The organism is Candidatus Methanoperedens sp., assembly GCA_012026795.1.
Classification (GTDB): domain Archaea; phylum Halobacteriota; class Methanosarcinia; order Methanosarcinales; family Methanoperedenaceae; genus Methanoperedens.
Genome location: VEPM01000022.1, coordinates 46452 through 71721, shown reverse-complemented (window position 1 = coordinate 71721; position 25270 = coordinate 46452). Strand labels below are relative to the sequence as shown.

The window sequence follows — 25270 nt, the reverse complement described above, 5'->3', positions numbered from 1 at the left end:
AGCCTATCCCTATTGAAGTCAAAACCAAAACAGGAATAGACGTTGGATTAATCGATCTGATAACCCTGAGTAACGGGGAACAGATCAAACCTCCAAAGTTCCTGCGGGAATCAGAGGATAAACTGACACGGGAACAGAAACGGTTAAGCCGGAAAAAGAAAGGGTCGGGGAAAAGGAATAAGCAGCGGGTGATTGTATCAAAAGTACATCGAAAGATCAGGAATCAAAGAAAAGATTTTGCTCATAAACTGTCAATAAATCTTGTGAATACATATGATCTAATCAAGTTTGAAGATTTGCAAATAAAGAATATGATGCAAAATCATCGTCTTACAAAGTCCATATCCGATGCAAGCTGGTATCAGTTAATGCAATTCACGAAATCCAAGGCAGAATGTGCCGGGAAAATAGTTGAATTCGTTAATCCGGCAGGAACATCGCAGACCTGTATTTGTGGGTTCCATGTCCCGAAAGACCTATCAGTGAGGGTACATCGGTGTCCTTCCTGTGGTCTTATCATGGGAAGAGATCAGGTATCTGCGATATTAATCGAGAATAGCCCAACCAGTACGGTAGGAACTACCGGAATTAACGCCCGTCAAGGACTACTCAATAGAGGGTCAATGCAACGGGACGCTCCGCGGCTTTAGCCCGAGCAGTTCACTAAAACAGGCAAAAATATCAAGAGACGAATGGTTGAAATGACTATTTTTTTATGCTTTTAAAAATTGTACAATTGGTAAAAAATAATCCTAACCTGCCTGATCAGAAAAGCGTTTCCGCAGCAACAAGTGCATTTTCGTAGTTGGCCGGATATGCTCTAATCTTTATTCTTGCAGTGATCGTATCCGCAGTCGTTGCAAGCCTGATTTTTCCTTCAAAAGCAGCCTGCTTATCGAACCTGATATGCAAACAGCATTCATCGTCAATCCTTTCACACCGTTCATTCCTCAACTTTTCAAGTTCATATTCAGGCAAACCTGACTTTAAAGTATCGATAAAACGGGTGCAGTCTTTACTTTTGATCTGTCCCTCAAGTAAGATGATCGGATTGCCAAAATGACCTTCGGTCTGTGTTTCATTAATTTTATTATCAAAAAGGAACAGTGACAGGGCAGTTTTTACCCTGTCATCACTTTCGGTGGCATGAACACTTGCCCGGAAAGTGATATAATGCATACTCATTTGCCAGTATTGTCGTGAGATCTCAGGCTGGGTCTTGTTTTCTCGGTACCTATGCCTTTGTGCCTCTGGCCCCTGCCCTTTCTGCCTGCGCTTGTCTTTCCCCTGAATACGCGGCCTTTCTGGGTATTATTGCATATCCATTTAAGGTTTTTATCAGCCTTTATCGAAGGATGATGCGGGTCAACAACTATTACCTCATACCATTTGTGTTTGCCGTCCTGGCCTACCCAATAACTGTTTAATACCTGCATATTTGGGAATCTGCGTGCAACACGCTCTTCACCAATGGTCTGGATGCTCTTCCCGGGTGTGATCTTATTAACGCCCATGTGCTTGGTTCGTCTTCCGCGCTGCCATCTGGATTTTCGCCTGGCCCCGCGTCTTATCCTCACGCGTGCGACTGCAATACCCTGTTTTGCCTTAAAACCAAGGGCTCTTGCCCTGTCAAGTCTTGTCGGATGGTCCAGCCTTGTTACTGCGGGTTCGCGCCTCCAGACCTGCATCCTTTCCCATAAGAGTTCACCGACATCTGATTCGTCGGGTTTTTTCCATGCGTCCCTGATGTACGCGTACATTGATTTCATTGTTTTCTCCAGTTTAGTTTTACGGTTCAGCCTTATCAGGCCACATCCCTGCGGGATTTTCTCCCGCCACTTCTTGCCTTTAAGAAGTTCATTGTAGTTAAAGATTTCTTACATTTTCATTTTATATGATCATCTATAATATAAAAAGGTAAATTGTACCCCAACCTATATAAAGCTTTAAATACCCTATATAAACGTGAGAATATGGTAAATACTACGGAACCAAAAAAAACAATAAAGATAGAAAATGTAGTTGCATCGACTGCTATTGGGGCAAAACTTGACCTCAATGAAGTTATAAGGGTCCTTGAAGGAGCGGATTATAATAAGGAGAGATTCCCGGGTGTTGTTTACAGGACTGCAAACCCGAAAACCGCAGCTCTGATCTTCGGAAGCGGAAAGATCGTCTGCACAGGAGCAAAAAGTATTGCTGATGTAAGTGTGGGTCTTAACAAGGTATTTGATAAATTAAAGACAATGGGTGTTGATATACCGGCAAAACCGGAAATAGTGATACAGAATATCGTAGCCTCAGCCGATCTGGGAAGAGTGCTGAACCTTAATGCCATAGCCATTGGCCTTGGGCTTGAGAATATCGAATATGAACCTGAACAGTTCCCAGGTCTTGTTTACAGGCTGTCAGTCCCGAAAGTTGTCATGCTTTTATTCGGATCAGGTAAACTCGTAGTAACGGGTGGAAAGAAACCCGAAGATGCTGAAGCAGCAGTTGAAAAGATAGTACTTGAACTTGATGGATTGGGCCTGCTATAGGCCTTTCTTTTATTTCCTTTTTTATTCTTTTGACAGGTAGATTTCTGGCAATTCATCCCGTTAATCCTGTTATCCTGTCCATTTATTGGATGGACTCAAACAGACCAGAACATTTTTATTTTTAGACACGTTCTGTGATACCTATGAAAGTCCTTTTGATCGGAGGCGGAGGAAGGGAACACGCCATCGCAGAATCCGTTGCCCGAAGTTCTAAGAATCCACAGCTTTTTGCCGTCATGAGCAAGAAAAATCCTGGTATAGCACGTTTATGTAAAGAATTCCTGCTTATAAAAGAGACAGACCAGGCAGTTGTGGATTTTGCCGTAAAAAACAATATTGAACTTGCTATAATCGGTCCTGAAGCTCCTCTTGCAGCCGGTATTTCAGATATGCTATGGAACGCCGGGATCCCGGTCGTCGGGCCGCGGCGGCTTGCAGCCCGGATCGAATTTGATAAGGCATGGACGCGCGGTTTTATGAGAAAATACGGAATTCCGGGATGTCCGGGTTTTAAAGTGTTCAGGAAAGGGGAAAGCGGCACAGATGAATTCATTGACGAGCTGGGTGATGTCGTGATAAAACCAGCAGGCCTCACAGGCGGAAAAGGTGTCAGGGTGATGGGAGACCATTTTGGCATTGAAGGTGCAAAGGCCTATGCAAAAGAAGTCCTGGAAAATGACGATGTTGTGATCGAAGAGCGGTTGATTGGCGAAGAGTTCACCGTCCAGGCATTCGTTGATGGTAAAACCCTTGCGTTTGCACCATCTGTCCAGGATCATAAGCGGGCGTTCGATGGCGATAAAGGCCCCAATACAGGCGGGATGGGCTCATATAATGATTCAAAAGATATTTTGCCTTTTATGAAAGAATCCGATTATATTGATGCCAAAAAAATCATGAACGAGACAGTGAGGGCAATCCAGAAAGAAACAGGTGTTCCTTACCAGGGCATCCTGTATGGCCAGTTCATGGCAACAGCTAAAGGTATATCGGTCATCGAATTCAACGCGCGCTTTGGGGACCCGGAAGCAATGAATGTCCTGCCTCTTCTTGAAAATGATTTCCTTGAAGTCTGTTCAAATATCGTCAACGGGACACTTGATAAGATCGATGTCAGATTTAAAAAACAGGCAACAGTTTGCAAGTATGCAGTACCTTCAGGCTATCCTGATGATCCGGTAAAGGATTCTGTTGTGGAAATTAGCAAAATGAAAGATTCTCTTCTTTTCTATTCAAGTGTATATGAGAAAGATAATAAAATATATACAACCGGTTCAAGGGCTCTTGCTGTCCTGGGAATAGCAGATACTATCAGGGATGCGGAAAAGAAAGCTCAGGATGGCCTGTCATGTTTGAAAGGAAAATTGCATAGCAGGCGTGATATCGGAACAGATGATCTCATCATGAAAAGAATTCAGCATATGAAAGAGTTAAGGCTAACTAAACATATAGAATAACTATGGATAATGATGCTACGAATAAAGAACCGGAAAAGCAACTGGAAAAGAAACCTGAAAAAGATAAATCCCTTGAAAATCTTGAACGGATGCTTGAGAAATTGCCTGAAAATGCAAAAAAGCCAATCCTTGACCTGATAAATAAAAGAAAAGTTGAGCTTGGACTTTTGAAATCAGAATTAAAGCCACTGGGTTATAAATTGAAAAAAGGAAAAGCAAAACCACAGCCCAAGCCGCAGACAAAAGAAAGCATGGAATCACTTCGAAAAATTGCTGCGAATATCGGGACAATTAAAGAAGTACAGAAAACAGATTTTCACGATGTGGATGTCAAAGACCAGCCTCTGAAAAAAGAGACAAAAGCACTGGAAGAGGCTGACTCATACAAATACTGAGCCATTTATTTTATATTGCTTTTAACTGCCAATGACATTATCAAGGCTTATTATCCAGAAGATCAAAAAGCAAGGGCCGATTTCCTTTCATGATTTCATGGAAATGGCACTGTACTATCCCGGACTCGGGTTTTACACATCTGATAGAGAGAAAATAGGAAAGGCAGGAGATTATTATACAAGTTCAAATCTCACTCCCGCATTTGGTGAACTGCTGGGAAAACAAATCGAAGAGATGTGGCATATACTTGGAGTAAAAGAGTTCACTGTCGTGGAAATGGGCGCTGGCATGGGTATTCTTTCAGGAGATGTACTATCATATCTAAAAAGAAATCATGAATTTTTCCAGGAATTAAATTACTGTATCGTGGAAAAAAGCCCTTCTTTGCGAAAAGAACAAAAAAAACGATTGTGCAATGAAAATGTAAAATGGTTTGATTCGATAAACGATCTTAAGGGGATGGAAGGGTGTATTTTTTCCAATGAACTTCCAGATGCATTTCCCGTGCATGTGGTAATAATGGAAAAAGAACTTATGGAAGTCTTTGTGGGATATGAAAAAAATTTCATTGAAGTATTAAAACCCGCTTCCACTCAACTAAAGGATTATTTCAAAGAACTGGATATTACATTGCCTCCCGGATATCGCACCGAAATAAATCTCGATGCGATAAAATGGATCCGGGAGATCAGTTCAGCTTTAAAAAAAGGTTTTGTCATAACGATAGATTACGGTTATCCATCCAATGAACTTTACCAGGAATACAGGAACCGTGGTACTCTAATGTGCTACTATAACCATTCAGTGAATGAATCTCCATTTGAGCATATCGGGGAGCAGGATATGACATCTCATATCAATTTTTCGGCACTGGATCACTGGGGACAGAAATCCGGGCTTGAACCGGGCGGTTTCACTGACCAGGCACATTTTCTAATAGGGATTGGGATCGATGAATACCTGAAAAAGTTGCAGGAAAAAAGTCCAGTGGATTATTATAAGAAAATGCTTCCCATAAAATCGCTGATAATGGATATAGGCGAGACATTCAAAGTCATGATACAGAAAAAAGGAGTTGAACGTGCGGAATTATCGGGTTTGAAATTTCCGTCCCGTCAATCCTTGAAATGAAAAACAAAAAGAAAAAATGAAATCAGATGACAAGACACATCGGTTCTTCGCAGCAGAGAACTTCACCTGCGCTATCTGAAGCACAGACCATTTCACATCCGCAAATCTCGCAATAATATGTTTGCCCTGATTCTGCTTTAGTGGCTTTCTCCGTCTTCACTTTCTTTTTTGGTTTTGCAGCTCTTGTTTGGGATTTCGCAGTTTTTGTTTCAGGTTTCGCAGTTATTTTACCTCTTTCTTTCCACCACGAAGATGTAGATGGTGTGGTAGATTTTGATTCGGTTTCTTTGGCCATAAAATATTACCTCCACTATATAATATAGATTAGACATTCTATAATTTATAGATGTCGGTTATCAAAACTCTTAATTATCCTGCCTCAATTAATAGAGAATATGGCGCAAGATAAGGCTAATGAAATAATCGCATTACTGAAAAATGAATATCCCGGAGTAAAGATCGCGCTTCATTATTCAGATCCCCTGGAATTGCTGATCGCTACAATTCTATCCGCACAATGCACGGATAAACAGGTAAATGCAGTCACAAAAAATCTCTTTAACAAATACAGGATACCGCAGGATTATATCAGAGTCTCCCAGGAAGAGCTTGAGAAGGATATTTATTCTACAGGATTTTACAGGAATAAGGCAAAAAATATTAAGGAATTATCTAAAATTCTCATTAATGATTTCAATTCAAAAGTCCCTGATACCATGGAAGCTCTCCTTACACTCCCTGGTGTGGGGCGAAAGACTGCAAATATCATATTATCAGGTGGGTTCGGGAAAATTGAAGGGATAGCTGTTGATACGCATGTGAAAAGGATTGCTTTCAGGCTGGGATTGACTGCTAATACGGACCCGGGAAAAATTGAAAAAGACCTTATGAGGATCATTCCTGAGGATGATTGGGCTATTTTAACACTTCTCCTGATACATCATGGGCGAAAAATCTGCACCGCCAGGAAACCGCTGTGCGGGGAATGCGTTCTGAATAAACTTTGCCCAAGTGCATTTACTTTCGGATGAGAACATGTCACTTTCTGAATACCGGAAAATAAGGGATTTTAAAAAATCACCTGAGCCACAGGGAGGAACAAAGCAGAGTGCCGGAAGCATTTTCGTAGTGCATAAGCACAATGCGTCGCACCTGCACTACGACCTGAGACTTGAAATCGGCGGAGTCCTGCGGTCATGGGCTGTCCCGAAAGAGCCGCCTGAAAAAGAAGGCATAAAGCGCCTCGCTATACAGGTTGAAGACCATCCCCTTGAATATGCTGATTTTGAGGGAACGATACCTGAAGGCATGTACGGCGCGGGAACTGTACGCATCTGGGACAACGGCGAATTCCTGATCGAAAAAGAAAAGGATGAAGAGCTGCTTTTCGAATTAAAAGGGCGAAAGTTGATCGGGAAATATGCCCTTATAAGGACTAAATTCAAAGGAAAGGATTCCTGGCTTTTCTTCAAGAGAAAATAATTATGTGGAAGAACATAGCGAAATTCGGGAAAAAACTCGTGGACAGCGGGCTTGTGGAATCGCAATTCGGAAATATCAGTATCCGTAATGACGATAAGATGCTTATCACCAGAACCGGAGTTCATCTTAATGAGATAAACAGGAACAGTGTGGTGGAACTGGATATTGATAAACCTTCAGATCTTGAGACCATTGCTTCATCAGAAACCATAGTCCACAGGACTATATACAAAAATACTTCTGCACTTTCGATTATCCATGCACATCCTTTTTTTTCGGTTATTGAGTCAATGCTTGTTGAAAATGAAACAATTATCCCGATTAACATCGAAGGTGAATATTTCCTGCATGAGATACCTGTAGTGAAAGGCGCTACCGGATCATTAGAACTTGCCAATAAAACAGCTCAGGCACTTAGCACCCACAAAGGAGTAATCGTTTTTGGCCACGGGACATTTTCTGCCGGAAAAACGCTGGAGGAAGCTTATTTTGTTACGGCGCTGGTGGAGCAGAGCTGCAAAATGAAATATTATTTCGACCTGGCAAAAAGATCGAAAATGCACTGAATTTACAATAACACTTGGATTTTTTCAGGATTCCAATCACCGCAAAGGACACAAAGTTTAGCCTTAACAAATCGATAACTCAATATTCATTCTAAAAGGCGGCTGAAATCGAAAGGTTCAACATCCTTTTTCAGACTGGTTTTTTCTTTTGGTTTATGTTCAGGAGCTTTACCTTTACCCAAAGTTTTGAAGATCTTATCTTCTGTAATATCAAGGATATTCATAAGTCTCGCCATTACTCTTATGACATTCACTAATATAAATTAAACTAATTTTTTTCAGATATTCTCATTCTGGTATACACCGCAATATCCTTTCCTGACTTCCTCCCCAAGCCTGAAAAACAAAAGTTGAAGTACACGCGCATCTTTTTTTACCCTGAACCCCTTCTCATTATATACAACAAGGAGGCTCTCGGATCTTCCGCTGTAACCCGCATCCCATACAGCGGTTTCCACAGTCACGCCGCAGCGAAGTAAGCTTGAGCGCGGTTTTGCGATCGCTGCGATGTTTTTAGGGATGTTCACGATCTCGTTGAATACGATCTTATAGCTTCCTTTTGGTAAATGCAGCCATCCTTCCTCATCGAAATCAAGGTTTTTTGTCTGCGGGAGTTTCCTTTCTGAGTTATCAAAAGCGATTGAACCTGGACCATCATGAAATTCCACGCGCTGCAGGGTCAATTCGATACCGTTGGGCTGCACCTGGATATCCGGGTCGATCATTTTTTCGACAAGTGGAGGCTTTTCATTGATGAGGGTGATCAATTCGTCATGGGATAACATAGGTGCAAAATTACAGCGGGAACAGATAAACATTTTGAAAAAACCGCAAATAAGAAATACGTTACGCAATTTTTTGATCTGTTTCGCGTTACGGGATTTATTCATACATACCGTAACGGGATGTAGTAAGGGTTAAAGTCGAGCATATAATACTTGCACTCAAGATTGGTATGAAACCCATGCTGAATTGAAAAAAATAAGCAAGGATACACTTATTACTAATCAAAGCATTAATTTTTTAAAGAGATAATCATGGACATAGTAAAGGACTCAGTAATTCAAATGATACACAAAATGCCAGATACTGCTTCAGTGCAGGATTTATGGCAGAACTGTATTTCAGGCAGAAAGTAGATTCTGGTTTAAGGGCGCTTGATGAAAATAAGGGGATAGAGCATAGCGCAGTTAAAGAAATTTTCACAACTATCGGATAGTTTACATGATTAAATCAGATACTGTAGAAATAGTTACCATCACGCACGGGGCAAGATTAATTGAAGGATGATTAGCTGCCAGCTTGGTTTTACTTTTCAGCCCTGTGGTTATTTCTTTACGAATAATCTATCCCATGCTTTCGGGTCTTTTTTTTCCATAATTGCACCATGCACTCTACGCATAATGTTAAGCTCTATTTCAAGGGCGCCAATATGGAAACGCAGATTAATTGCTATGCTTATTGAAATTTAATTTAAACGATGATATAATCCCACACAACCTCAAGCGCATAATGCAAACCTGATTTTAAATGTGAACTGAATAAAAAACAGCAAATAACTCCAAAAGAAGGTATATTTTCACTCAGGCAAATCGCAGGTTATACGAAAGGAGGGAGGGCGCAGGGAAGCGTTTGGGCTAAAGCGCGAAAATAAGTAACAACATTTATTACACTATATAAAGAATTAAACCTCATGAGCGGCTGCGAAAAAGGAAAAATCAGTATCAGAACAGCTCTACAAAAAGGGGATGAGGAACTTTATCACCGCCTGGAAAATATCTGGGTTGCTATAGCTCGCGAAATCCAGGAGCGTCAGCAATCAAAAGAAGGCCATCAACAAGGCCCCCTTCATTGCGGTATGGTGGAGGATAATCTTGGTAAGCTAATCCCGGACGATCAGAAATCCAATTTCTTCACACCTCTTGAACTTTTTCTGTTTTCTTCGGCGGCATGTTATCATGATATTGGGAAATCCATAGTATCCAAAAAAAAGCATGGCGAAATTGCCATGGATGAGATGCTTGACAGAGCTAAAAACTACGGCCTTACCGATCCTGAAGGTCTTGTTTTGAGCTATATTGTCGGAGCTCATGATTCTGAAGAGGTTTTCAATGAAGTTCCTGAAATATATCATGTCGCAAATGAAGATGTAAGGGTAAGGCTTCTGTCCTCACTTCTCAGGCTTGCCGATATTCTGCATTCGGATAATTCAAGGATTCCACATACCCAGGTGGGAGACGCTAAAAAAGAAGATGAAAAGACACGATTCCGAAAACTTATACCAGGATGGGGCTTTGATAAAAATTCCCAGATCGAACTGACCGCTGTTCCTGAAAACTATAATGACCCCAACATAATTCAAAATGGGGTTTCTATGATGCAGAAGGAAATCGAATGCATTGCATCTGTTCTGCAGGATGCGGGATATCCATATAAGATTTCAATTCATTATGACAATCGAAAATTAAAACGAAAAGCAGAAGAAAGAACCAGACACGATCTTCTTGAAATGGATTATTATACTGAAAAGGAAGCTTCGATCTTCAGAGGACGCAAGATTGAATCACAGGAACTTCTGGATAAAGTGTTCATGTCGAAGGTATCCGGGAATTATACTACTCTCCTAATTGGAAATTCAGGGGTTGGAAAAACCTCACTTATAATGGCAGGTCTTTTTCCGACACTCATTAATATGGGCTGGAAATGCATCTGGACAAGACCACTGAATCCTGACCCACTAAAACGCATTTTTGAAGATATCAATAATGCCTGTATGATGGATAATTCCAGTTCTGGTGATATTTTTTCATGCATAAAGAACCTGTCTGATAACTCCGCAGGGACTGGAGTATTAATTTCATTTGATCAGTTTGAGGATATTTTACGCTCACAGCCGCATGAAAGGGAAGAGATAGGAAAAATCCTGCGCCGGATATACAGTAAATCTTTCAGGAATGTTCATGTTTTACTTTCATATAGGGGCGATTATGAACCAGATATTTTCTCGTTCCTTGAAAGTGCCAGCATAATCCGTCCTGAAAAATACTCTCTTCGCGGATTTGACCGGCAGATTGCATCAGATGTTTTGCGGGAATTATTTCGTGATAATAATATCGGGATAGATGATGCTTTGCTGGTCAATATCCTTAATGAAATTGATAAGAAATCTGAAATTGGAGGGATATACCCTCCTTTTATCCAAATCATCGCAAAGAGCTTGATAGAATCTGCAAAGTCAAAAGATGGTGTAGTTACCGAAGAAATTTATTGCAATAAAGGAAAAGTTGAGGATATTATCGGCTCTTATCTTATTTCCCAATTAACATATTTTGATACATTATCTCCTCCAAAAGCAAAATTTGCTGAAGAAATCTTGAAACAGCTTGTCAGGGACAGGACAAAAGAACAGAAAGGAAAGGATGAGCTTTTGCGATATTTGATGCTTCCCGAAAATGAACTCCAAGAATTGCTTGATCTAATGGTGAAAAAGAGATTGATAAGGCATCTTGGGAATGATAATTACGAAATTATCCATGATTATCTTGCCTCCGGTGTTGAAGAGATGATAAAGGATGATGAAAAACCTTTAAGAAGCGTAATTTCAACTCTTCGGACAAAGACGCTAAGTTACCAGCATATTCACTCACTTCTTGATGTCAATGAACTTGTTTCATTGTATTCATTGAAAGAATCGATCCACCCTTCGAATCAGGAAAAGGAGTTACTCATGTATAGTTATCTTGCCAGAAATGGGCCTGCATGGTGGTGGTTCAGAGAAGATAAGGATGTTTTGCGAACTTTTATCAAAAAAGGACTTTCAAATCGGTCAGGTAAGGTGAGAAGTGCCTCTGTGGTATTATTTGAAAAATTAGGAACTCAGGATGATCTTGAAATTATCAAGAACATGCTCATGGATAATGATTCTAATGTTAGATCTGCGGCAGTATCGGCAATTGGAAAATTCGGGACTCATGACGACCTTGAAATTGTCAAGAACATGCTCAAAGATAATGATTCTAATGTTAGATCTGCAGCAGTTTCAGTGTTTGAAATATTAGGGACTCATGACGACCTTAAAATTATTAAGAACATGCTCATGGATAATTATTGGATTGTAAAAAGTAGGGCTATTTCAGTGTTTAAAAAATTTGGAACTCAAGACGACCTTGCAATCATAAAAAACATGCTTAAGGATGATAATTCTGAAGTAAGAGAAATGGGTGTTTTGATATTTGAAATATTAGGAACTCATGACGACGTTACAATCATAAAAAATATGCTCAAGGATGATAATTTTGAAGTAAGAAGCAGGGCTATTTCGGCAATTGGAAAATTAGGAACTCATGATGATCTTGAAATTATCATAGACATATTTAGGAACTCAGATGATGATCCTGATTCAAAGGAGGCGGCGAGATCGACATTTATAAAATTAGTTACTAATGAAGATCTTGAAATTATCAAGAATATGCTCAAAGATAATGATTCTGATGCGAGATATGTAGCAGTATCGGCAATTGGAAAATTCGGGACTCATGACGACCTTGATATTATCAAGAACATGCTCAAGGATGATGATTATGAGGTGCGTCACGCAGCAGTATCGGCATTTGAAAAATTAACTACTCATGACAATTTTGAAATTGTCAAGAACATGCTCAAGGATGATAATTCTGATGTGAGATACGCAGCAGTATCGGCAATTAGAAAATTAGGAACTCATGACGATCTTGAAATTGTCAAGAACATGCTCAAGGATGATGATTCTTATGTGAGACGCGTAGCAGTATCGGCATATGAAAAATTAGGAACTCATGAAGACCTTGAAATTGTCAAGAACATGCTCAAAGATGATAATTCTGACGTGAGACGCGCAGCGGTATCAGCATATGAAAAATTAGTTACTCATGAAGACCTTGAAATTGTCAAGAACATGCTCAAGGATGATAATTCTGACATGAGACGCACAGCGGTATCGGTGTTAGAAAAATTTGCTAATGAAGAAGATTTAAAGGAAATAGCCAGGAAATTTGCCAATAATGAAATTCATAATAATGAAACATTGAATTGTATAATATCACTTGATGAAAAATTATTTTCAACAAAAAAAGAGGTTTTGTCACTTCACAAAATAGATTCATGGTAATCGAAAAGCAACCTTTAATCCTTCCCGCACCAATAAACTCATAGGGAGAAACTACTCATGCCCATCAGATTCGACCGATTCACCATAAAAGCCCAGGAAGCTTTCCAGGACGCACAGGCTATAGCACTTGACAGGAACCAGCAGCAGCTCGAAGTCGAGCATCTTTTGCTTGCACTCATTAACCAGAATGAAGGGCTGACACTTCAGCTCCTTCAAAAACTCGGCGCAAACACATCAGGAATAATCTCAAGGCTTGAAGACGAGATCAGCAAGCTTCCGCGCGTGGAAGGGGCAGGAGCAGGCCAGGTTTACATGTCCACACGATTGAATAATGTCGCTGAGGCTGCATTTTCCGAAATGAAGAAACTTCGCGATGAATACCTGAGCACAGAACATCTCCTGCTTGCCATCGCTGATGAAAAAAATGGCATCTCTGCGCGCATTCTGAAAGAGAACGGAGTGTCAAAGGACGCCCTCATGAAAGCTCTCAAGGAAGTACGCGGATCATCAACCGTTACAGACCAGAATCCTGAAGCAAAATACGATGCGCTCAAGAAATACGGCCGCGACCTGACAGAACTTGCCCAGCGCGGGAAGCTTGACCCTGTGATAGGCCGTGATAATGAGATCAGGCGTGTGCTACAGGTTCTATCGCGGCGCACAAAGAACAATCCGGTTCTTATCGGGGAGCCCGGCGTGGGAAAAACAGCTATTGCCGAAGGTCTGGCGCTCCGGATATTTGCGGGTGATGTTCCTGAGAATATTAAGGATAAGAAAGTAGTGGCGCTTGATATGGGCGCGCTTGTGGCAGGAGCTAAGTTCAGGGGCGAATTCGAGGAGCGCCTGAAGGCTGTGATAAAAGAAGTGCAGGATTCACAGGGAGAGGTCATACTTTTCATAGACGAACTTCATACTCTCGTAGGAGCAGGTGCAGCCGAAGGGGCAATGGATGCTTCAAATCTGCTAAAACCAGCGCTTGCCCGCGGGGAACTTCATGTGATCGGCGCCACAACACTTGATGAATACCGGAAACACATCGAAAAGGATGCTGCGCTTGAGCGCCGTTTCCAGCCTGTGCTTGTGGATGAACCCACGGTTGATGAAACCATTTCCATATTGCGCGGTCTTAAGGAGAAATATGAAGTGCATCACGGTGTCAGGATACAGGATGCTGCGCTTGTGGCAGCCGCTATTCTATCACACAGGTACATAACAGACAGGTTCCTTCCGGACAAAGCTATTGACCTTATCGATGAAGCGGCCTCAAAACTCAGGATAGAGATCGATAGCATGCCTTCCGAGCTTGATGACATCGAGAGGAAGATAAGGCAGCTTGAGATCGAAAAACAGGCGGTCAGAAAAGAAAAAGATGAATATTCAAAGGATCGCCTTGTGATAATCGATAAAGAACTTTCAGACCTGAGAGAAAAAAGCAGCCAGATGAAGGCCCACTGGCAGCTTGAAAAAAATGCAATCCAGAAGATACGAAAGATCAAGGAAGATATCGAAAAAACCCGCATGGATTCTGAAAAAGCTGAAGTTGAAGGGAATCTTGAACGTGCGTCAGAACTTCGTTACGGGGTCCTGATAGGTCTTCAGAAGCAGCTGGATGAAGAAAATAAGAAACTTGTCAAACTCCAGAAAGACCAGAAAATGCTCAAAGAAGAGGTTGATGAAGAAGATATCGCAGAAGTAGTATCAAAATGGACGCACATTCCTGTCAGCAAAATGCTCGAAGGCGAGATGCAAAAACTCGTGCATATGGAAGAGCGCATCAGACAGCGAGTCATTGGCCAGGAGGAGGCAATTGTTGCGGTTGCAAATGCCGTGAGACGCGGCCGTGCCGGAATTTCAGATCCGAAGCGTCCAATCGGATCGTTTATGTTCCTTGGTCCGACGGGCGTGGGAAAAACAGAACTGGGAAGGGCGCTTGCCGAGTTCATGTTTGACGATGAGGCTGCAATGATCAGGCTTGATATGAGCGAATATATGGAAAAGCATACAGTAGCAAGGCTCATAGGCGCACCACCCGGATATGTGGGTTACGAAGAAGGGGGACAGCTCACAGAAGCCATCAGGCGACGCCCGTATGCAGTCGTTTTATTAGATGAGATAGAAAAGGCACATCCCGATGTCTTTAATGTCCTGCTCCAGATACTCGACGACGGGAGGCTCACAGACGGCCACGGCCGCACCGTAGATTTCAAGAATACGGTCATAATAATGACTTCCAATATCGGGAGCCAGTGGATTTTTGAACTGTTTGACAGGGAAGATGAAATGAGGAGAAAAGTGATGGAAGTCGTTCGAAACGCGTTCAAGCCTGAATTCCTGAACCGGCTTGATGAGATCATTATCTTCCATCCTCTGAGACTTCCGGAAATCATGAAAATAGTGGATATCCAGTTCAATATCCTGAAAAAACGCCTCAGTGAAAGGAAGATCGAAATAAATCTTACTGAATCAGCAAGAGACCTCATTGCAAGAGCAGGTTATGACCCATCATACGGCGCAAGGCCTTTAAAGAGGACAATCCAGCACAAGATACTTGACCCCCTGGCAGTGAAGATACTTGATAAGGAATTCGACGAGGGGGATTCGATAGAAGTGGATGCAAAGGGCAATGAACTCGTGTTCAGGAAAGCCTTAGATTGATATGCAATCAATATGTTTAAGTAGATTAAATGCCAGTTAGGTCAAGAATTATAACAATCCTATTAAAGGGATAAATTATTATTATTGATACAGGAGAATTAAAATAATGGTAGATTTCAGAGTAACTATTTCGGACAGTAAAAGTAAACTGGCTTACCAGGTAGCTGTAACAGGCCCCGCAGCCAATAAAATGATCGGAAAAAAAATCGGGGATGTTGTAAGCGGCGATATTGCAAATATGGCAGGATATACACTTAAGGTAACTGGCGGAACCGATAAGGATGGGTTCGCTATGAGAGGGGATTTACCAGGCCCTGCAAGACGAAAAATATTAGTAGCAGGCGGCGTTGGTTATATTCCAAAGGCAGATGGGGTAAAGAAGAGAAAATCCATGAGGGGAAATGAGATTTCATCAGACATTTCACAGATCAATACTGTCATTATGGAATATGGCCAAAAACCTTTGAACGAAATCTTTGTTAAGAAAGAAGGCGAAGAAGCAAAGAAGGAAAAGGAAAGACCAAAGGCGAGAAAGTAATCTTCGAATATAGCGTTGTGGATATTATCCCGGCGCTAATCTTAATATTTTTAACTTTTTTATTAATATAATTGTCTTAATACTTCCGCTCGATCATATAATCAGCAAGTCCGATAAGTATCTTCTTTGCATCTGATTCAGGGAGCACAGCGAGTGCGGCTTTACCTTCATCAACAAACCCGAGCGCCTTGTTCATGGCGTAATCAATTGAACCTGATTCCTTAAGAGTCGTGAGCGCTGCGGAGATTTCGCTTCTGGTTGCATTACATTTCCCAAGAGCATCAATACTTATTCCTTTTGAAAGTGCATGAATAATAATAAGAGTACGTTTTCCTTCAATTATGTCTCCACCCTGCGCTTTTCCCAGTATTTCCTCAGGAGTGATCAAATCTATCACATCATCATATATCTGGAATCCAACACCCGTCAGCCTGCCAAAATCCCATAAAGCCCTGACATGCTCGCGGTTTGCACCGGATAACACTGCTCCTAATTTTAGTGCTGTTGCAAAAAGTACAGCCGTTTTTTTCTCGACCATTCGCATATACTCTTCTTCAGATACATCCCTGCGTGTCTGGAAATTCATATCCATCCACTGGCCTTCACATATATCGGTGCATGTTTTTGACAGGAGCTCAAGACTTTCAACAAGTCTCTGTGGCTCGCTTTTTGTACATGAAAGGATCTCAAAAGCCTTTGAGTAAAGGGCATCCCCGGCAATGATCGCTCTTGGAACACCCCATTTCTTATGAACAGTTGTAAGTCCTCTCCTCAAGTCCGCTTCATCCATGATATCATCATGTATCAGGGTAAAATTATGGACAAGTTCAACAGCAACTGCAGCAGGAAGAACATCCTCGGGCTTTCCGCCCACAGCTTCGGATGCAAGCAACAACGCAGATGGCCGAAGTCTTTTTCCTCCGGCATCAAGAAGATGGCGCATGGCTTTATACAATTCATCCGGCGGAGTAATTGGAAGGAATTTCGGGATAGCTTCATCAACCAATTTAGCTTTTTTCTGAAGGATCTCTTCGATCATATGTTTTTATCTCCGTTTTTTAGCATATATAAGTATTTTCATACTACCAGTTCCTCCCCGTTTCTCATGATATGGACTGTGTCACCGAAATGGTATCCAGCATCCTCAGCCAGCTCAACATAATGGGAATGCATTACCATATTCCCATGCGATGGGATAACCTGCTCAGGATTCACCATACGCAGTAGTTCCCAGTGATCTTCCCTTGAAGCATGACCCGATACGTGGACATTTTCATAAAGGCGAGCTCCCGCCATTTTCAGTTTTATTTCAAGGGCATGCCTGTTCGCCATAGTCATAGGGCTGGGAATGGTATTTGCAGAGAATATTACTTTATCTCCCGGTTCAATCCTGAATTGTGTTTCTCCATTTGCGATCCTTGTCAGGATGGCATCGGGCTCTCCCTGATGACCTGTAACTATAGGCAGGTATTTTTTCTTTCCTTCCTGTGATATGCGTCTCAGGAACTTATCAACTGAGTTCCTGTTACCGTATATTTCAAGATTTTTAGGGAATTCTATATAACCCATCTTCTGGGCTATTGAAAGATAGCGTTCCATTGATCTTCCCAGCAATACAGGGATCCTGTCCATCTCTTCTGCTGCCTGGATAATTGCATTGATACGCGCAACATGTGATGAGAATGTAGTAATAATTACGCCTGATTCTGTTTCTTCCGTTCCGAGAAGTACATCACGCACAAGGTCTTTTGCTATTTGTTCTGATGGTGTTTTCCCGGATAGTCCCGAATTTGTGCTTTCGGTTATCATAGCCCTGACGCCATCTTTACCAATTTTTTTTAGTCGTGCGAAATCCGGAGGTTCGCCGATTGTCGGCGTCCTGTCCAGTTTGAAATCACTTGCATACAGTACAACTCCTTCCGGAGTATGTATCGCTGCAAAAGCTGAATCCACTATGCTGTGCTGGATACGTATGAATTCTATCTGGATATCAGGTGTAAGATTATATCTTCCACCGATCCTTAAGGGAATAACTTCATTATTTACCCTGAATTTCTTTTCATCTGATATTTCATGCTTAACAAGCTCTGCGGTATATGGTGTGGCAATTATGGGTGCTTTATACCTGTGGGCGAGCTTCGGGATGGCTCCGATATGATCAAGATGACCGTGTGTGCAGACTATAGCTTTTACGCTTCCGCCTGCATCCTTCATAATGGTGTCATCCGGGATTGCCCCCATTTTTATAAGGTCCATTGAATGCATTTTGTCTACTTCGACATCTTCATGTATCTGGACCCTGTCCAGCTGTAGTCCCATATCAAGGACAATAATATCATTATCTACTCTTACACCGGTCATATTCCGGCCCATTTCATTATAGCCGCCGACCGCAATAATTCCTATTTCTGTCATTTAAATTACTCCATAATTATTATACAATACAATTTTTATATTATATCTTATATCTTTTTGTTGCAAATTTACCTGTCTCAAATCCTCTCTGCTCAAGGAACTCTTTCGTGCTTCCATGTATCACTAAAGCGACATTGCCCAGTTCTTCAATTGTGCTGCACCCGCATAAGAACATAGCTACTCGCAATTCTTCAATAATAAGATTCAATCTGTCTACTACGTCCTTATGCCCCTTTAAAGCAGGAGCTACAAGGGGCAATGCAATTCCGCAAAGGGATGCACCCAGTGCGATGGATTTTGCCACATCTATACCTGAACGTATGCCTCCTGTTGCAATTACAGGTATTGAAATACTGGATTCCACAATACTTGCTGCTGTGGGTATTCCCCAATTCCAGAATTCTTTGCCAAGATGTTCGGATAAAAGATCTCCGCGTTTTTGTGCACGATATGTTTCAACACCTGCCCAGCTCGTTCCGCCACGGCCCCCTACATCAATGGCAGATGCTCCTGCTTCGGATATTGCAAGGGCCTGGTTATGAGCGATACCCGCGCCTGTTTCTTTTACAATTACCGGAACAGATAACTCCTCACAGACTTTCTTTATGGCTGTAAGGCATCCTGTGGCGTCAACATTTCCTTCAGGTTGTATGGCTTCCTGGAGAAAATTCAGGTGAATGGCCATGGCATCCGCACCTATCATCTCGACTGCCCTTTCAAGTCCATCGATCCCGAATTCGTTTAGCTGTGCTGCGCCCACATTTCCGTAAATGAACGCATTGGGAGCTTTATCCCTTACTACCCTGAATGAATCCTCCATGCTGGGGTCCTCGATCGCTGCCCTCTGGCTGCCTACACCAATACCTATACCAAGCTCTTCTGCTGCGCTGGCAAGCGCTGTATTCACAGCTTTAGTGTCGGGATGACCTCCTGTCATTGATGCTATCAATATGGGCGCACGTAATTTCTTACCCATGAATTCAGTTTCAAGAGAAAGATTATTTTTATTTATTTCCGGAAGACAATCATGAACAAGATCTATATCATCAAAACCAGACGCCCGAAGACCCGTATTACTCTTATGCGCTTCAACATCTTTTTCAACGCATAATAATAAATGTTCTATCTTCCTTTCCGACGTACTCATTTCATATCCCTTATTAAATTCACTATATATAACTCATTTGTCTGATATCAAAGTTCCAACATCTTCTCCATATAGAAAACCTGATACCATACCTTTCCTGGAAGCATTGAATATGCGGGAGCTTATTCCTTTATCGGCAAGTTCCAGCAGCTCCGATACTTTTCCGAGCATTCCGCCTGTCACATCTGTTGAACTTGAACCCTTGATATTTTTTTTCATATCAACAAAACTGAAATGCGTTATTTTTTTAATGACTGCATCCTTATCATCAAGAACCCCATCAACATCGCTTCCCGCACCGATTTGCGAAGCATTCAGGGCGATCGCAAGATGCGGGATTATCCTGTCACCTGAAAGGACCGAAGCGCCTTTGACCCTGTCCATAACCATATCTCCATGAAGTACAGGAATAATGCCTTTTTCAAGCATCACTTTTATCTGCCCGACCTGGAAATCAATTATCTTCCCGTTCTCAAGAAGACATGAACTTAAAGGATGAACCGGCAGGGCATTTGCACCTGCATTATTCAAAGACTCCAGGACTTTTGAATTCAACACTTTAACAGAAGCATGGATAAGATATGCGCCTTTTGCATCAAATCCTTCGCTCAACCGGTATTTCATGGCCTGCGGATGACCGAATGAACCTGCCCCATGAACAAGGATCAGCTGTGAATCCGAATCTTTTTTAAATGATGCAATCTCATTTGATATCCTGTTAATCTCAGCTTCCCTTGCTTTTGATAAGGAACCTTTATCAGTAATTACACTTCCACCGATCTTCAATATGATAAGGTTCAAACCTGCAACACCCCGTCAGGAGTAAAACTTGAAATAATCGCGCTACCTCCGGCTTTCTCAATCGCTGTAGCTACTTCCTCAGGCGAATCAGTAAGTGCAACCATGCAGCCGCCGCCCCCGGCACCTGTCAGTTTTGCGCCATATGCGCCTGCATTACGTGCAGCATAGACGAGAGCGGATAATTCCATCGTACACACGCCAAGCGCATCCAGCAATCCGTGATTGATATTCATAAGTTTTCCGAGCTCTATATAATTTTTTTGCATTACCAGGATCTCCCCGTATCCTGCAAATGAACCGATTATTTTGATTATGGGATCTATTGAATCAGGGTACTCTTTCTTAAGCCCGGCTACCTGCATTACAAGTTTTGCGGTTTTTTTGGGCGAAGCGCCTTTATTGGTATTACCGATAACGATACCGCAATCAAGGATATCAAGCTTTTTCCTGGAGGGTATTTCAACTACCCCGCCAAAAGTCGAGACAAATGTATCGGTAGGGCTTGCAGCTCCCTGCACTTCCTTTTCTATCTCATGCGCCATTCTTGCAATACCGGTTTTATCATATCCGAGCCCGCATTCGATATTAATGGCCTCAAGTGTCGCAACTGTTACAGCGGCAGATGAGCCAAGACCGGAGCCAACAGGTATCCGGGAGGTTATTTTTATTGAAACTTCAGGAGAACCCAGTTTCTGTATAGCTGATGAAACATAAGGATGCATCTGGAAATCAAGCCCTGTTGTCCCGATATCTGATGATATCGAAATACCGCTTGATCTTTTTACTGCAACACAGGTCCGAAGCTCCACAGCGCAGGCAATGGCAGGTTCGCCATATACCACGGCATGCTCACCAAACAGGTATATTTTCCCCGGGGCTGTGCATGTAGTGGTCAGTAAAATTCTCCGACCCCCATGATGCGATATATAAATATAAGGATTGCCGCGATCACACATTTTTCACACCTCAGTTTATTTGCAACACACAACGCTATTTAAAAGAATATACAATTATATACTGTTCCGGAAGCTGCATGAGTGAATGAAAAACCTTACAAATGAAACAGCAGATGTTGGTGTAGGCACACTGATAGTTTTCATTGCAATGGTATTAGTTGCAGCTGTCGCGGCAATCATGCTGATCTATTCAACAGGAGACCTCCGGCAGAAAGCAATAATTACATCTAAAGATGCTACTGCGACAGTTGCAACAAATTTCCAGATCGAAACTGTGGTTGGAGACAGGGTAAATCCTAATGTGACAGGCCTTCAACCTGGTATTCAAAATTTATATATCCGGATCAAACCGGAGGTGGGGACTGAATCTATGGATCTAAGGCTAATAATGATAATCTTAAACGAACATCAGTTTTTGAATTATTCAAATAGAAGTGATGTTGCAAATACATTTAACGCAATCATCATACGCGATATTGATGGATCTTTTACTCCGAATTATCCGGTTCTTAACAGTGGAGATTTAGTAGATATTAACGTTCATAATCTCAATTATACAGATCCGATTCTTGTTCCAAGACAAACTATCTCAGTATATATTAACCAGGAACGTGGAGCATCTGTACAACTTGAACTTACCGCACCATACACTTTCGGAATAGACAGATATATCAAGCTTTATCCATGATCTATGCAACGATCGGTATTGTTTCCCCGCATTCCGGGCATTTCCCATCCCTGATCTTAACAGCGCCTACCCTGAATCCCAGGCGGTCAATAAGCAGGGCATTGCACTTCGGGCAATATGTATTCTCATACCTGTGTCCTCCAACATTCCCCAGATATACAAACCTCATCCCAACTTTTTTTGCAATATCATATGCCATCTCAAGAGTACCAAGGGGCGTGGGATGAAGGCCATCCATCTTATACATTGGATGGAATCTCGTAAAATGCATTGGCGTGTCAATACCCACGTTATCATGCACCCATTGCACGATTTGTGTGATCTCCCCGGGTGAATCGTTCTTTCCGGGTATGATAAGTGTTACCGTTTCCACATGCATTCCCAGTTCCCTGGCCAGTTTTGTTGATTCAAGGACCGGAGCCAGCCTTGCACCGCAGATTTTCCTGTAAAAGTCCCCGGAAAATGATTTGATATCCACGCGGTAGGCATCAAGATGTGGAGCAATTCTTCGAAGCGCCTCCGGGGTTATGTAGCCGTTTGTCACATATACTGTCTTTAGCCCTGCTTTTTTTGCAAGCACCGCGCTGTCAAAAGTATATTCATGCCAGATGGCAGGCTCATTATATGTCCAGGAGATCGATTTTGATCCTGATTCCAGCGCCCGCTGGATTGCGGTTTCAGGCGTTATTTCCATCGTATAAGACTCTTCCGGATTAACCTGGGAAATATTCCAGTTCTGGCAGTGCTGGCATCTGAAATTACACCCTATTGACCCCAAGGAATATGAAAGTGTACCTGGCAGGAAATGATAAAGCGGCTTTTTCTCGATAGGGTCAACATTTTCACTTGATACCGTATTATATATCAGCGTATAGATTTTCCCGTTCTTATTCTGTCTTGTCCTGCATATCCCCACTTTACCTTCTGCAATAGTACACCTGTGGGAACAAACATTACATTTTACTTTTTTGTCCGGAAGCTCATCAAATAATATCCCTTCCCTGATCATACATATATTCCCGGACTGGTTTCTATCTGCTTTGAGCGTTTCTTTCTCAGGTCATCCTTGATCTGTTCATAATAGTTCATTATATCAGGGGTAACAGACGGTCCTGTCTCTTCAATTGCAGAAAGGAAATGCCTGTGGCTCACTTTTTGCGTGTTAATGTCCTCTCTCATCGCAATGCGTCCTGCTTTCTTGCATACAGCGGCAATATCCGCACCTGTAAAGTCCTGGGTTATTCTCACAAATTCCCCTAAATTAACATCTTCGGAGAGTGCCATTTTTTTCGTATGGACTTTAAAAATCTCTAATCTTGTCCTGGGGTCAGGAACAGGAACAAGTATCATCTCATCAAACCTTCCAGGCCGCAAAAGTGCAGGATCGATTATATCCGGCCGGTTTGTCGCTCCTATGATCACAACTCCCCTTAGTTCTTCAAGACCATCAAGTTCTGAGAGTAATTGGTTCACTATTCGCTCTGTTGCAAGGGGTTCACCCTCGGCAGTTCCCCTTACAGGCGCAAGAGCATCAAGCTCATCAAGGAATATTATAGCAGGTGCGACCTGGCGCGCTTTTTTAAATATCTCAGCTATATGCTTTTCAGATTCTCCATACCATTTTGATAAAATATCGCTTCCCTTTACGGTCATAAAGTTTGCCGCGCTTTCATAGGCAATAGCTTTAGCCAGAAGTGTCTTTCCAGTGCCAGGGGGACCATACAGAAGAACGCCTTTCGGTGCTTCAACCCCTATCCGCTTGAATGATTCAGCATACCGCAGCGGCCATTCCACAGCCTCGGAAAGCAAATCTTTAACACTCGTAAGCCCGCCTATGTCATCCCAGGAGACATTTGGCACTTCAAACAATATCTCGCGAAGGGCCGATGGCTGTATTTCCTTCATTACGTCTTCAAAATCCGAAGATTTAATAATTAGTTTATCAAGCGTCTCCTTGGGTATGACCTTCAGTTCAAGGTCAATTTCAGGAAGAACTCTTCGAAGAGATGTCATTGCAGCCTCACGGCATAATGCTGCTATATCTGCGCCCACAAAGCCATACGTCCGGTCCGCAAGTTTATCTAGACTGACATCTTCAGCAAGAGGCATACCGCGCGTGTGTATCTGGAATATTTCATGCCGCCCTTCCCGGTCAGGTGCCCGAAGCTCGATCTCCCTGTCAAACCTGCCCGGGCGGCGAAGCGCCATGTCAAGAGCTTCAGGACGGTTCGTGGCCCCGATGACGATCACATTCTTCCTTGATTTCAGGCCGTCCATAAGAGAAAGAAGCTGAGCCACGACCCGGCGCTCCACCTCGCCTGTTACTTCAGCTCGTTTCGGTGCAATGCTGTCGATCTCGTCAATGAAGATTATGGCAGGGGCATTTTTTTCGGCCAGGTCAAAAGCTTCACGAAGCTTGTGTTCGCTTTCCCCGTAATATTTTGACATTATCTCAGGGCCATTGATTGTGATAAAATATGCCTCACTTTCATTTGCCACGGCTTTTGCAAGCATGGTTTTTCCTGTCCCGGGCGGCCCGTGAAGAAGCACTCCTTTTGGCGCATCAATACCCAGCCTGTTGAAAAGCTCAGGATGCTTAAGGGGCAGTTCAATTATCTCCCGGATCTTACTCAGGGCAGGTTTTATACCACCAAGGTCTTCGTACATTACCTCAGGCAGTTCCGCAGGAAGCTCAACAGCTTCAGGCAAAAGCTCCACTTCAGTGACATCGGTTATCTTGACTATCCCGGCAGGGGTTGTTGAAAAAACATGCAGTTTTATCTCGCCAAGCCCAAATGAGCCGCCAAAGAATTCCGGGAACACCTGCTCGAACATGACATCCGTGCCCATTGATTCCCTCGGCCGCCTGACGCTTGTTGTCGATATGATGTCTCCTTTTGAGACCGTCCTGTTATGAAAAATCGCACGCAGGCTTTCAGCTGGCGCATAAATATGAATATTCTTTGTCACCGGGGCAAGTGTGACTTTTTTTGCTTCTTTCCACTGTGCTATTGAAACATCCACATATTCCCCGAGGCCTGTCCTGGCATTTGTGCGTATAAGGCCGTCCATTCTTATGACATCAAGTCCTTCATCCTGCGGATATGCCCTTCCAACCACGGCAGATGTAGAATGCTGCTCTCCTTTTATCTCAACTACATCAAAAATATTGATGCCGATCATGTTCCGATACTTTTCATCAATCCGGACGATCCCTTTTCCTACATCACGCTGGTCTGCCTCAACTACCTTCAACCTAATTGATTTTTCCATGTTACCCCGTATTATAAGTTATTTAGTTAAGCCTGTTAAACTTTTATTATGTGGCTACCATTATAATATTTATTGGAAT

General features: G+C 42.4%; 23 protein-coding genes. 12 read left to right on the top strand and 11 right to left on the bottom strand.

What is annotated here, in order from left to right:
• The coding region (locus FIB07_11975; GenBank protein NJD53573.1) for an IS200/IS605 family element transposase accessory protein TnpB at nucleotides 1-650 on the top strand (650 nt) is incomplete at its 5' end.
• A 115-nt stretch (nucleotides 651-765) separates the two neighbouring features.
• Here FIB07_11975 and FIB07_11970 read toward each other — a convergent pair.
• Together FIB07_11970 and FIB07_11965 are read right to left on the bottom strand one after the other, a co-directional pair.
• Nucleotides 766-1185: a hypothetical protein gene (locus tag FIB07_11970; GenBank protein ID NJD53572.1), complete on the bottom strand. Its 420-nt coding sequence runs from the start codon at nucleotides 1183-1185 to the stop codon at nucleotides 766-768.
• A complete protein-coding gene (locus tag FIB07_11965; GenBank protein NJD53571.1) occupies nucleotides 1182-1760 on the bottom strand; it encodes a 50S ribosomal protein L15e in 579 nt (192 codons plus the stop codon). Before FIB07_11965 ends, FIB07_11970 begins: the two co-directional genes overlap by 4 nt.
• A 213-nt stretch (nucleotides 1761-1973) precedes the next feature.
• Between FIB07_11965 and FIB07_11960 the strand changes: the two genes are divergently transcribed.
• From FIB07_11960 to FIB07_11945, 4 genes are all read left to right on the top strand, one after another.
• Nucleotides 1974-2540: a TATA-box-binding protein gene (locus FIB07_11960; GenBank protein NJD53570.1), complete on the top strand. Its 567-nt coding sequence runs from the start codon at nucleotides 1974-1976 to the stop codon at nucleotides 2538-2540.
• A gap of 143 nt (nucleotides 2541-2683) precedes the next feature.
• Nucleotides 2684-3997: a phosphoribosylamine--glycine ligase gene (purD, locus tag FIB07_11955; GenBank protein NJD53569.1), complete on the top strand. Its 1314-nt coding sequence runs from the start codon at nucleotides 2684-2686 to the stop codon at nucleotides 3995-3997.
• Between the two features lie 2 nt (nucleotides 3998-3999).
• The gene (locus FIB07_11950; protein NJD53568.1) at nucleotides 4000-4392 is read left to right on the top strand and encodes a hypothetical protein; all 393 of its coding nucleotides are present in this window, start codon (nucleotides 4000-4002) and stop codon (nucleotides 4390-4392) included.
• Nucleotides 4393-4423: 31 nt separating this feature from the next.
• Nucleotides 4424-5524, top strand: coding sequence for a hypothetical protein (locus FIB07_11945; protein NJD53567.1), 1101 nt, complete (start codon nucleotides 4424-4426; stop codon nucleotides 5522-5524).
• Between the two features lie 22 nt (nucleotides 5525-5546).
• Here FIB07_11945 and FIB07_11940 read toward each other — a convergent pair whose 3' ends face one another.
• A complete protein-coding gene (locus FIB07_11940; GenBank protein NJD53566.1) occupies nucleotides 5547-5819 on the bottom strand; it encodes a hypothetical protein in 273 nt (90 codons plus the stop codon).
• 100 nt (nucleotides 5820-5919) lie between these two features.
• On the opposite strand from FIB07_11940, the gene nth reads away from it, so the two are divergent.
• From nth to FIB07_11925, 3 genes are read left to right on the top strand one after another with little or no spacing between them, the layout of a single operon-like run.
• A complete protein-coding gene (gene nth, locus FIB07_11935; protein ID NJD53565.1) occupies nucleotides 5920-6555 on the top strand; it encodes an endonuclease III in 636 nt (211 codons plus the stop codon).
• 4 nt (nucleotides 6556-6559) lie between these two features.
• A complete protein-coding gene (locus FIB07_11930; GenBank protein ID NJD53564.1) occupies nucleotides 6560-7006 on the top strand; it encodes a 3'-phosphoesterase in 447 nt (148 codons plus the stop codon).
• A 2-nt stretch (nucleotides 7007-7008) separates the two neighbouring features.
• The gene (locus FIB07_11925) at nucleotides 7009-7572 is read left to right on the top strand and encodes an aldolase (protein NJD53563.1); all 564 of its coding nucleotides are present in this window, start codon (nucleotides 7009-7011) and stop codon (nucleotides 7570-7572) included.
• A 278-nt stretch (nucleotides 7573-7850) separates the two neighbouring features.
• On the opposite strand, the gene FIB07_11920 is transcribed toward FIB07_11925, so the two are convergent.
• Nucleotides 7851-8357, bottom strand: coding sequence for a deoxyuridine 5'-triphosphate nucleotidohydrolase (locus tag FIB07_11920; GenBank protein NJD53562.1), 507 nt, complete (start codon nucleotides 8355-8357; stop codon nucleotides 7851-7853).
• A gap of 908 nt (nucleotides 8358-9265) precedes the next feature.
• Between FIB07_11920 and FIB07_11915 the strand changes: the two genes are divergently transcribed.
• The 3 genes from FIB07_11915 (at nucleotide 9266) to FIB07_11905 (ending at nucleotide 15911) form a co-directional block, all read left to right on the top strand.
• The gene (locus tag FIB07_11915) at nucleotides 9266-12718 is read left to right on the top strand and encodes a HEAT repeat domain-containing protein (protein ID NJD53561.1); all 3453 of its coding nucleotides are present in this window, start codon (nucleotides 9266-9268) and stop codon (nucleotides 12716-12718) included.
• Nucleotides 12719-12781: 63 nt separating this feature from the next.
• Complete coding sequence (clpB, locus tag FIB07_11910) at nucleotides 12782-15373, top strand: ATP-dependent chaperone ClpB (protein NJD53560.1); 2592 nt, start codon at nucleotides 12782-12784, stop codon at nucleotides 15371-15373.
• 106 nt (nucleotides 15374-15479) lie between these two features.
• Complete coding sequence (locus tag FIB07_11905) at nucleotides 15480-15911, top strand: 30S ribosomal protein S6e (protein NJD53559.1); 432 nt, start codon at nucleotides 15480-15482, stop codon at nucleotides 15909-15911.
• 76 nt (nucleotides 15912-15987) lie between these two features.
• Here FIB07_11905 and FIB07_11900 read toward each other — a convergent pair whose 3' ends face one another.
• The 5 genes from FIB07_11900 to mvk are packed head-to-tail and all read right to left on the bottom strand — an operon-like array spanning nucleotide 15988 to nucleotide 21230.
• A complete protein-coding gene (locus FIB07_11900) occupies nucleotides 15988-16950 on the bottom strand; it encodes a polyprenyl synthetase family protein (protein ID NJD53558.1) in 963 nt (320 codons plus the stop codon).
• A gap of 38 nt (nucleotides 16951-16988) precedes the next feature.
• Nucleotides 16989-18326: an RNase J family beta-CASP ribonuclease gene (locus tag FIB07_11895; GenBank protein ID NJD53557.1), complete on the bottom strand. Its 1338-nt coding sequence runs from the start codon at nucleotides 18324-18326 to the stop codon at nucleotides 16989-16991.
• A gap of 40 nt (nucleotides 18327-18366) precedes the next feature.
• The gene (locus FIB07_11890; GenBank protein NJD53556.1) at nucleotides 18367-19473 is read right to left on the bottom strand and encodes a type 2 isopentenyl-diphosphate Delta-isomerase; all 1107 of its coding nucleotides are present in this window, start codon (nucleotides 19471-19473) and stop codon (nucleotides 18367-18369) included.
• 33 nt (nucleotides 19474-19506) lie between these two features.
• Nucleotides 19507-20274 carry an isopentenyl phosphate kinase family protein gene (locus FIB07_11885; GenBank protein NJD53555.1) on the bottom strand — a complete coding sequence of 256 codons (768 nt, stop codon included), beginning with the start codon at nucleotides 20272-20274 and terminating at the stop codon, nucleotides 19507-19509.
• Nucleotides 20271-21230, bottom strand: a complete 960-nt coding sequence (mvk, locus tag FIB07_11880; protein NJD53554.1) for a mevalonate kinase — start codon at nucleotides 21228-21230, stop codon at nucleotides 20271-20273. The genes FIB07_11885 and mvk overlap by 4 nt, the downstream gene beginning before the upstream one ends.
• 85 nt (nucleotides 21231-21315) lie before the next feature.
• Here mvk and FIB07_11875 point away from each other — a divergent pair, with 85 nt between their 5' ends.
• Nucleotides 21316-21918: a hypothetical protein gene (locus tag FIB07_11875; protein NJD53553.1), complete on the top strand. Its 603-nt coding sequence runs from the start codon at nucleotides 21316-21318 to the stop codon at nucleotides 21916-21918.
• A 1-nt stretch (nucleotide 21919) separates the two neighbouring features.
• Here the strand turns inward: FIB07_11875 and amrS are convergent, their stop codons facing one another.
• On the bottom strand, nucleotides 21920-22927 hold the full coding sequence (gene amrS, locus FIB07_11870; GenBank protein ID NJD53552.1) for an AmmeMemoRadiSam system radical SAM enzyme: 1008 nt from the start codon (nucleotides 22925-22927) through the stop codon (nucleotides 21920-21922).
• Nucleotides 22924-25206 carry a CDC48 family AAA ATPase gene (locus tag FIB07_11865; protein ID NJD53551.1) on the bottom strand — a complete coding sequence of 761 codons (2283 nt, stop codon included), beginning with the start codon at nucleotides 25204-25206 and terminating at the stop codon, nucleotides 22924-22926. Before FIB07_11865 ends, amrS begins: the two co-directional genes overlap by 4 nt.
• Nucleotides 25207-25270: the final 64 nt, after the last annotated feature.

What these genes read in the sequence shown, in the direction of transcription:
- FIB07_11895 (NJD53557.1), bottom strand. Translation starts at nt 18,326, where the DNA reads ATGACAGAAATAGGAATTATTGCGGTCGGCGGCTATAATGAAATGGGC.
- mvk (NJD53554.1), bottom strand. Translation starts at nt 21,230, where the DNA reads ATGTGTGATCGCGGCAATCCTTATATTTATATATCGCATCATGGGGGT.
- FIB07_11970 (NJD53572.1), bottom strand. Translation starts at nt 1,185, where the DNA reads ATGAGTATGCATTATATCACTTTCCGGGCAAGTGTTCATGCCACCGAA.
- FIB07_11900 (NJD53558.1), bottom strand. Translation starts at nt 16,950, where the DNA reads ATGATCGAAGAGATCCTTCAGAAAAAAGCTAAATTGGTTGATGAAGCT.
- FIB07_11940 (NJD53566.1), bottom strand. Translation starts at nt 5,819, where the DNA reads ATGGCCAAAGAAACCGAATCAAAATCTACCACACCATCTACATCTTCG.
- FIB07_11915 (NJD53561.1), top strand. Translation starts at nt 9,266, where the DNA reads ATGAGCGGCTGCGAAAAAGGAAAAATCAGTATCAGAACAGCTCTACAA.
- FIB07_11945 (NJD53567.1), top strand. Translation starts at nt 4,424, where the DNA reads ATGACATTATCAAGGCTTATTATCCAGAAGATCAAAAAGCAAGGGCCG.
- nth (NJD53565.1), top strand. Translation starts at nt 5,920, where the DNA reads ATGGCGCAAGATAAGGCTAATGAAATAATCGCATTACTGAAAAATGAA.
- FIB07_11965 (NJD53571.1), bottom strand. Translation starts at nt 1,760, where the DNA reads ATGTACGCGTACATCAGGGACGCATGGAAAAAACCCGACGAATCAGAT.
- FIB07_11920 (NJD53562.1), bottom strand. Translation starts at nt 8,357, where the DNA reads ATGTTATCCCATGACGAATTGATCACCCTCATCAATGAAAAGCCTCCA.
- purD (NJD53569.1), top strand. Translation starts at nt 2,684, where the DNA reads ATGAAAGTCCTTTTGATCGGAGGCGGAGGAAGGGAACACGCCATCGCA.
- FIB07_11930 (NJD53564.1), top strand. Translation starts at nt 6,560, where the DNA reads ATGTCACTTTCTGAATACCGGAAAATAAGGGATTTTAAAAAATCACCT.
- FIB07_11960 (NJD53570.1), top strand. Translation starts at nt 1,974, where the DNA reads ATGGTAAATACTACGGAACCAAAAAAAACAATAAAGATAGAAAATGTA.
- amrS (NJD53552.1), bottom strand. Translation starts at nt 22,927, where the DNA reads ATGATCAGGGAAGGGATATTATTTGATGAGCTTCCGGACAAAAAAGTA.
- FIB07_11925 (NJD53563.1), top strand. Translation starts at nt 7,009, where the DNA reads ATGTGGAAGAACATAGCGAAATTCGGGAAAAAACTCGTGGACAGCGGG.
- FIB07_11905 (NJD53559.1), top strand. Translation starts at nt 15,480, where the DNA reads ATGGTAGATTTCAGAGTAACTATTTCGGACAGTAAAAGTAAACTGGCT.
- FIB07_11890 (NJD53556.1), bottom strand. Translation starts at nt 19,473, where the DNA reads ATGAGTACGTCGGAAAGGAAGATAGAACATTTATTATTATGCGTTGAA.
- FIB07_11875 (NJD53553.1), top strand. Translation starts at nt 21,316, where the DNA reads ATGAAAAACCTTACAAATGAAACAGCAGATGTTGGTGTAGGCACACTG.
- FIB07_11950 (NJD53568.1), top strand. Translation starts at nt 4,000, where the DNA reads ATGGATAATGATGCTACGAATAAAGAACCGGAAAAGCAACTGGAAAAG.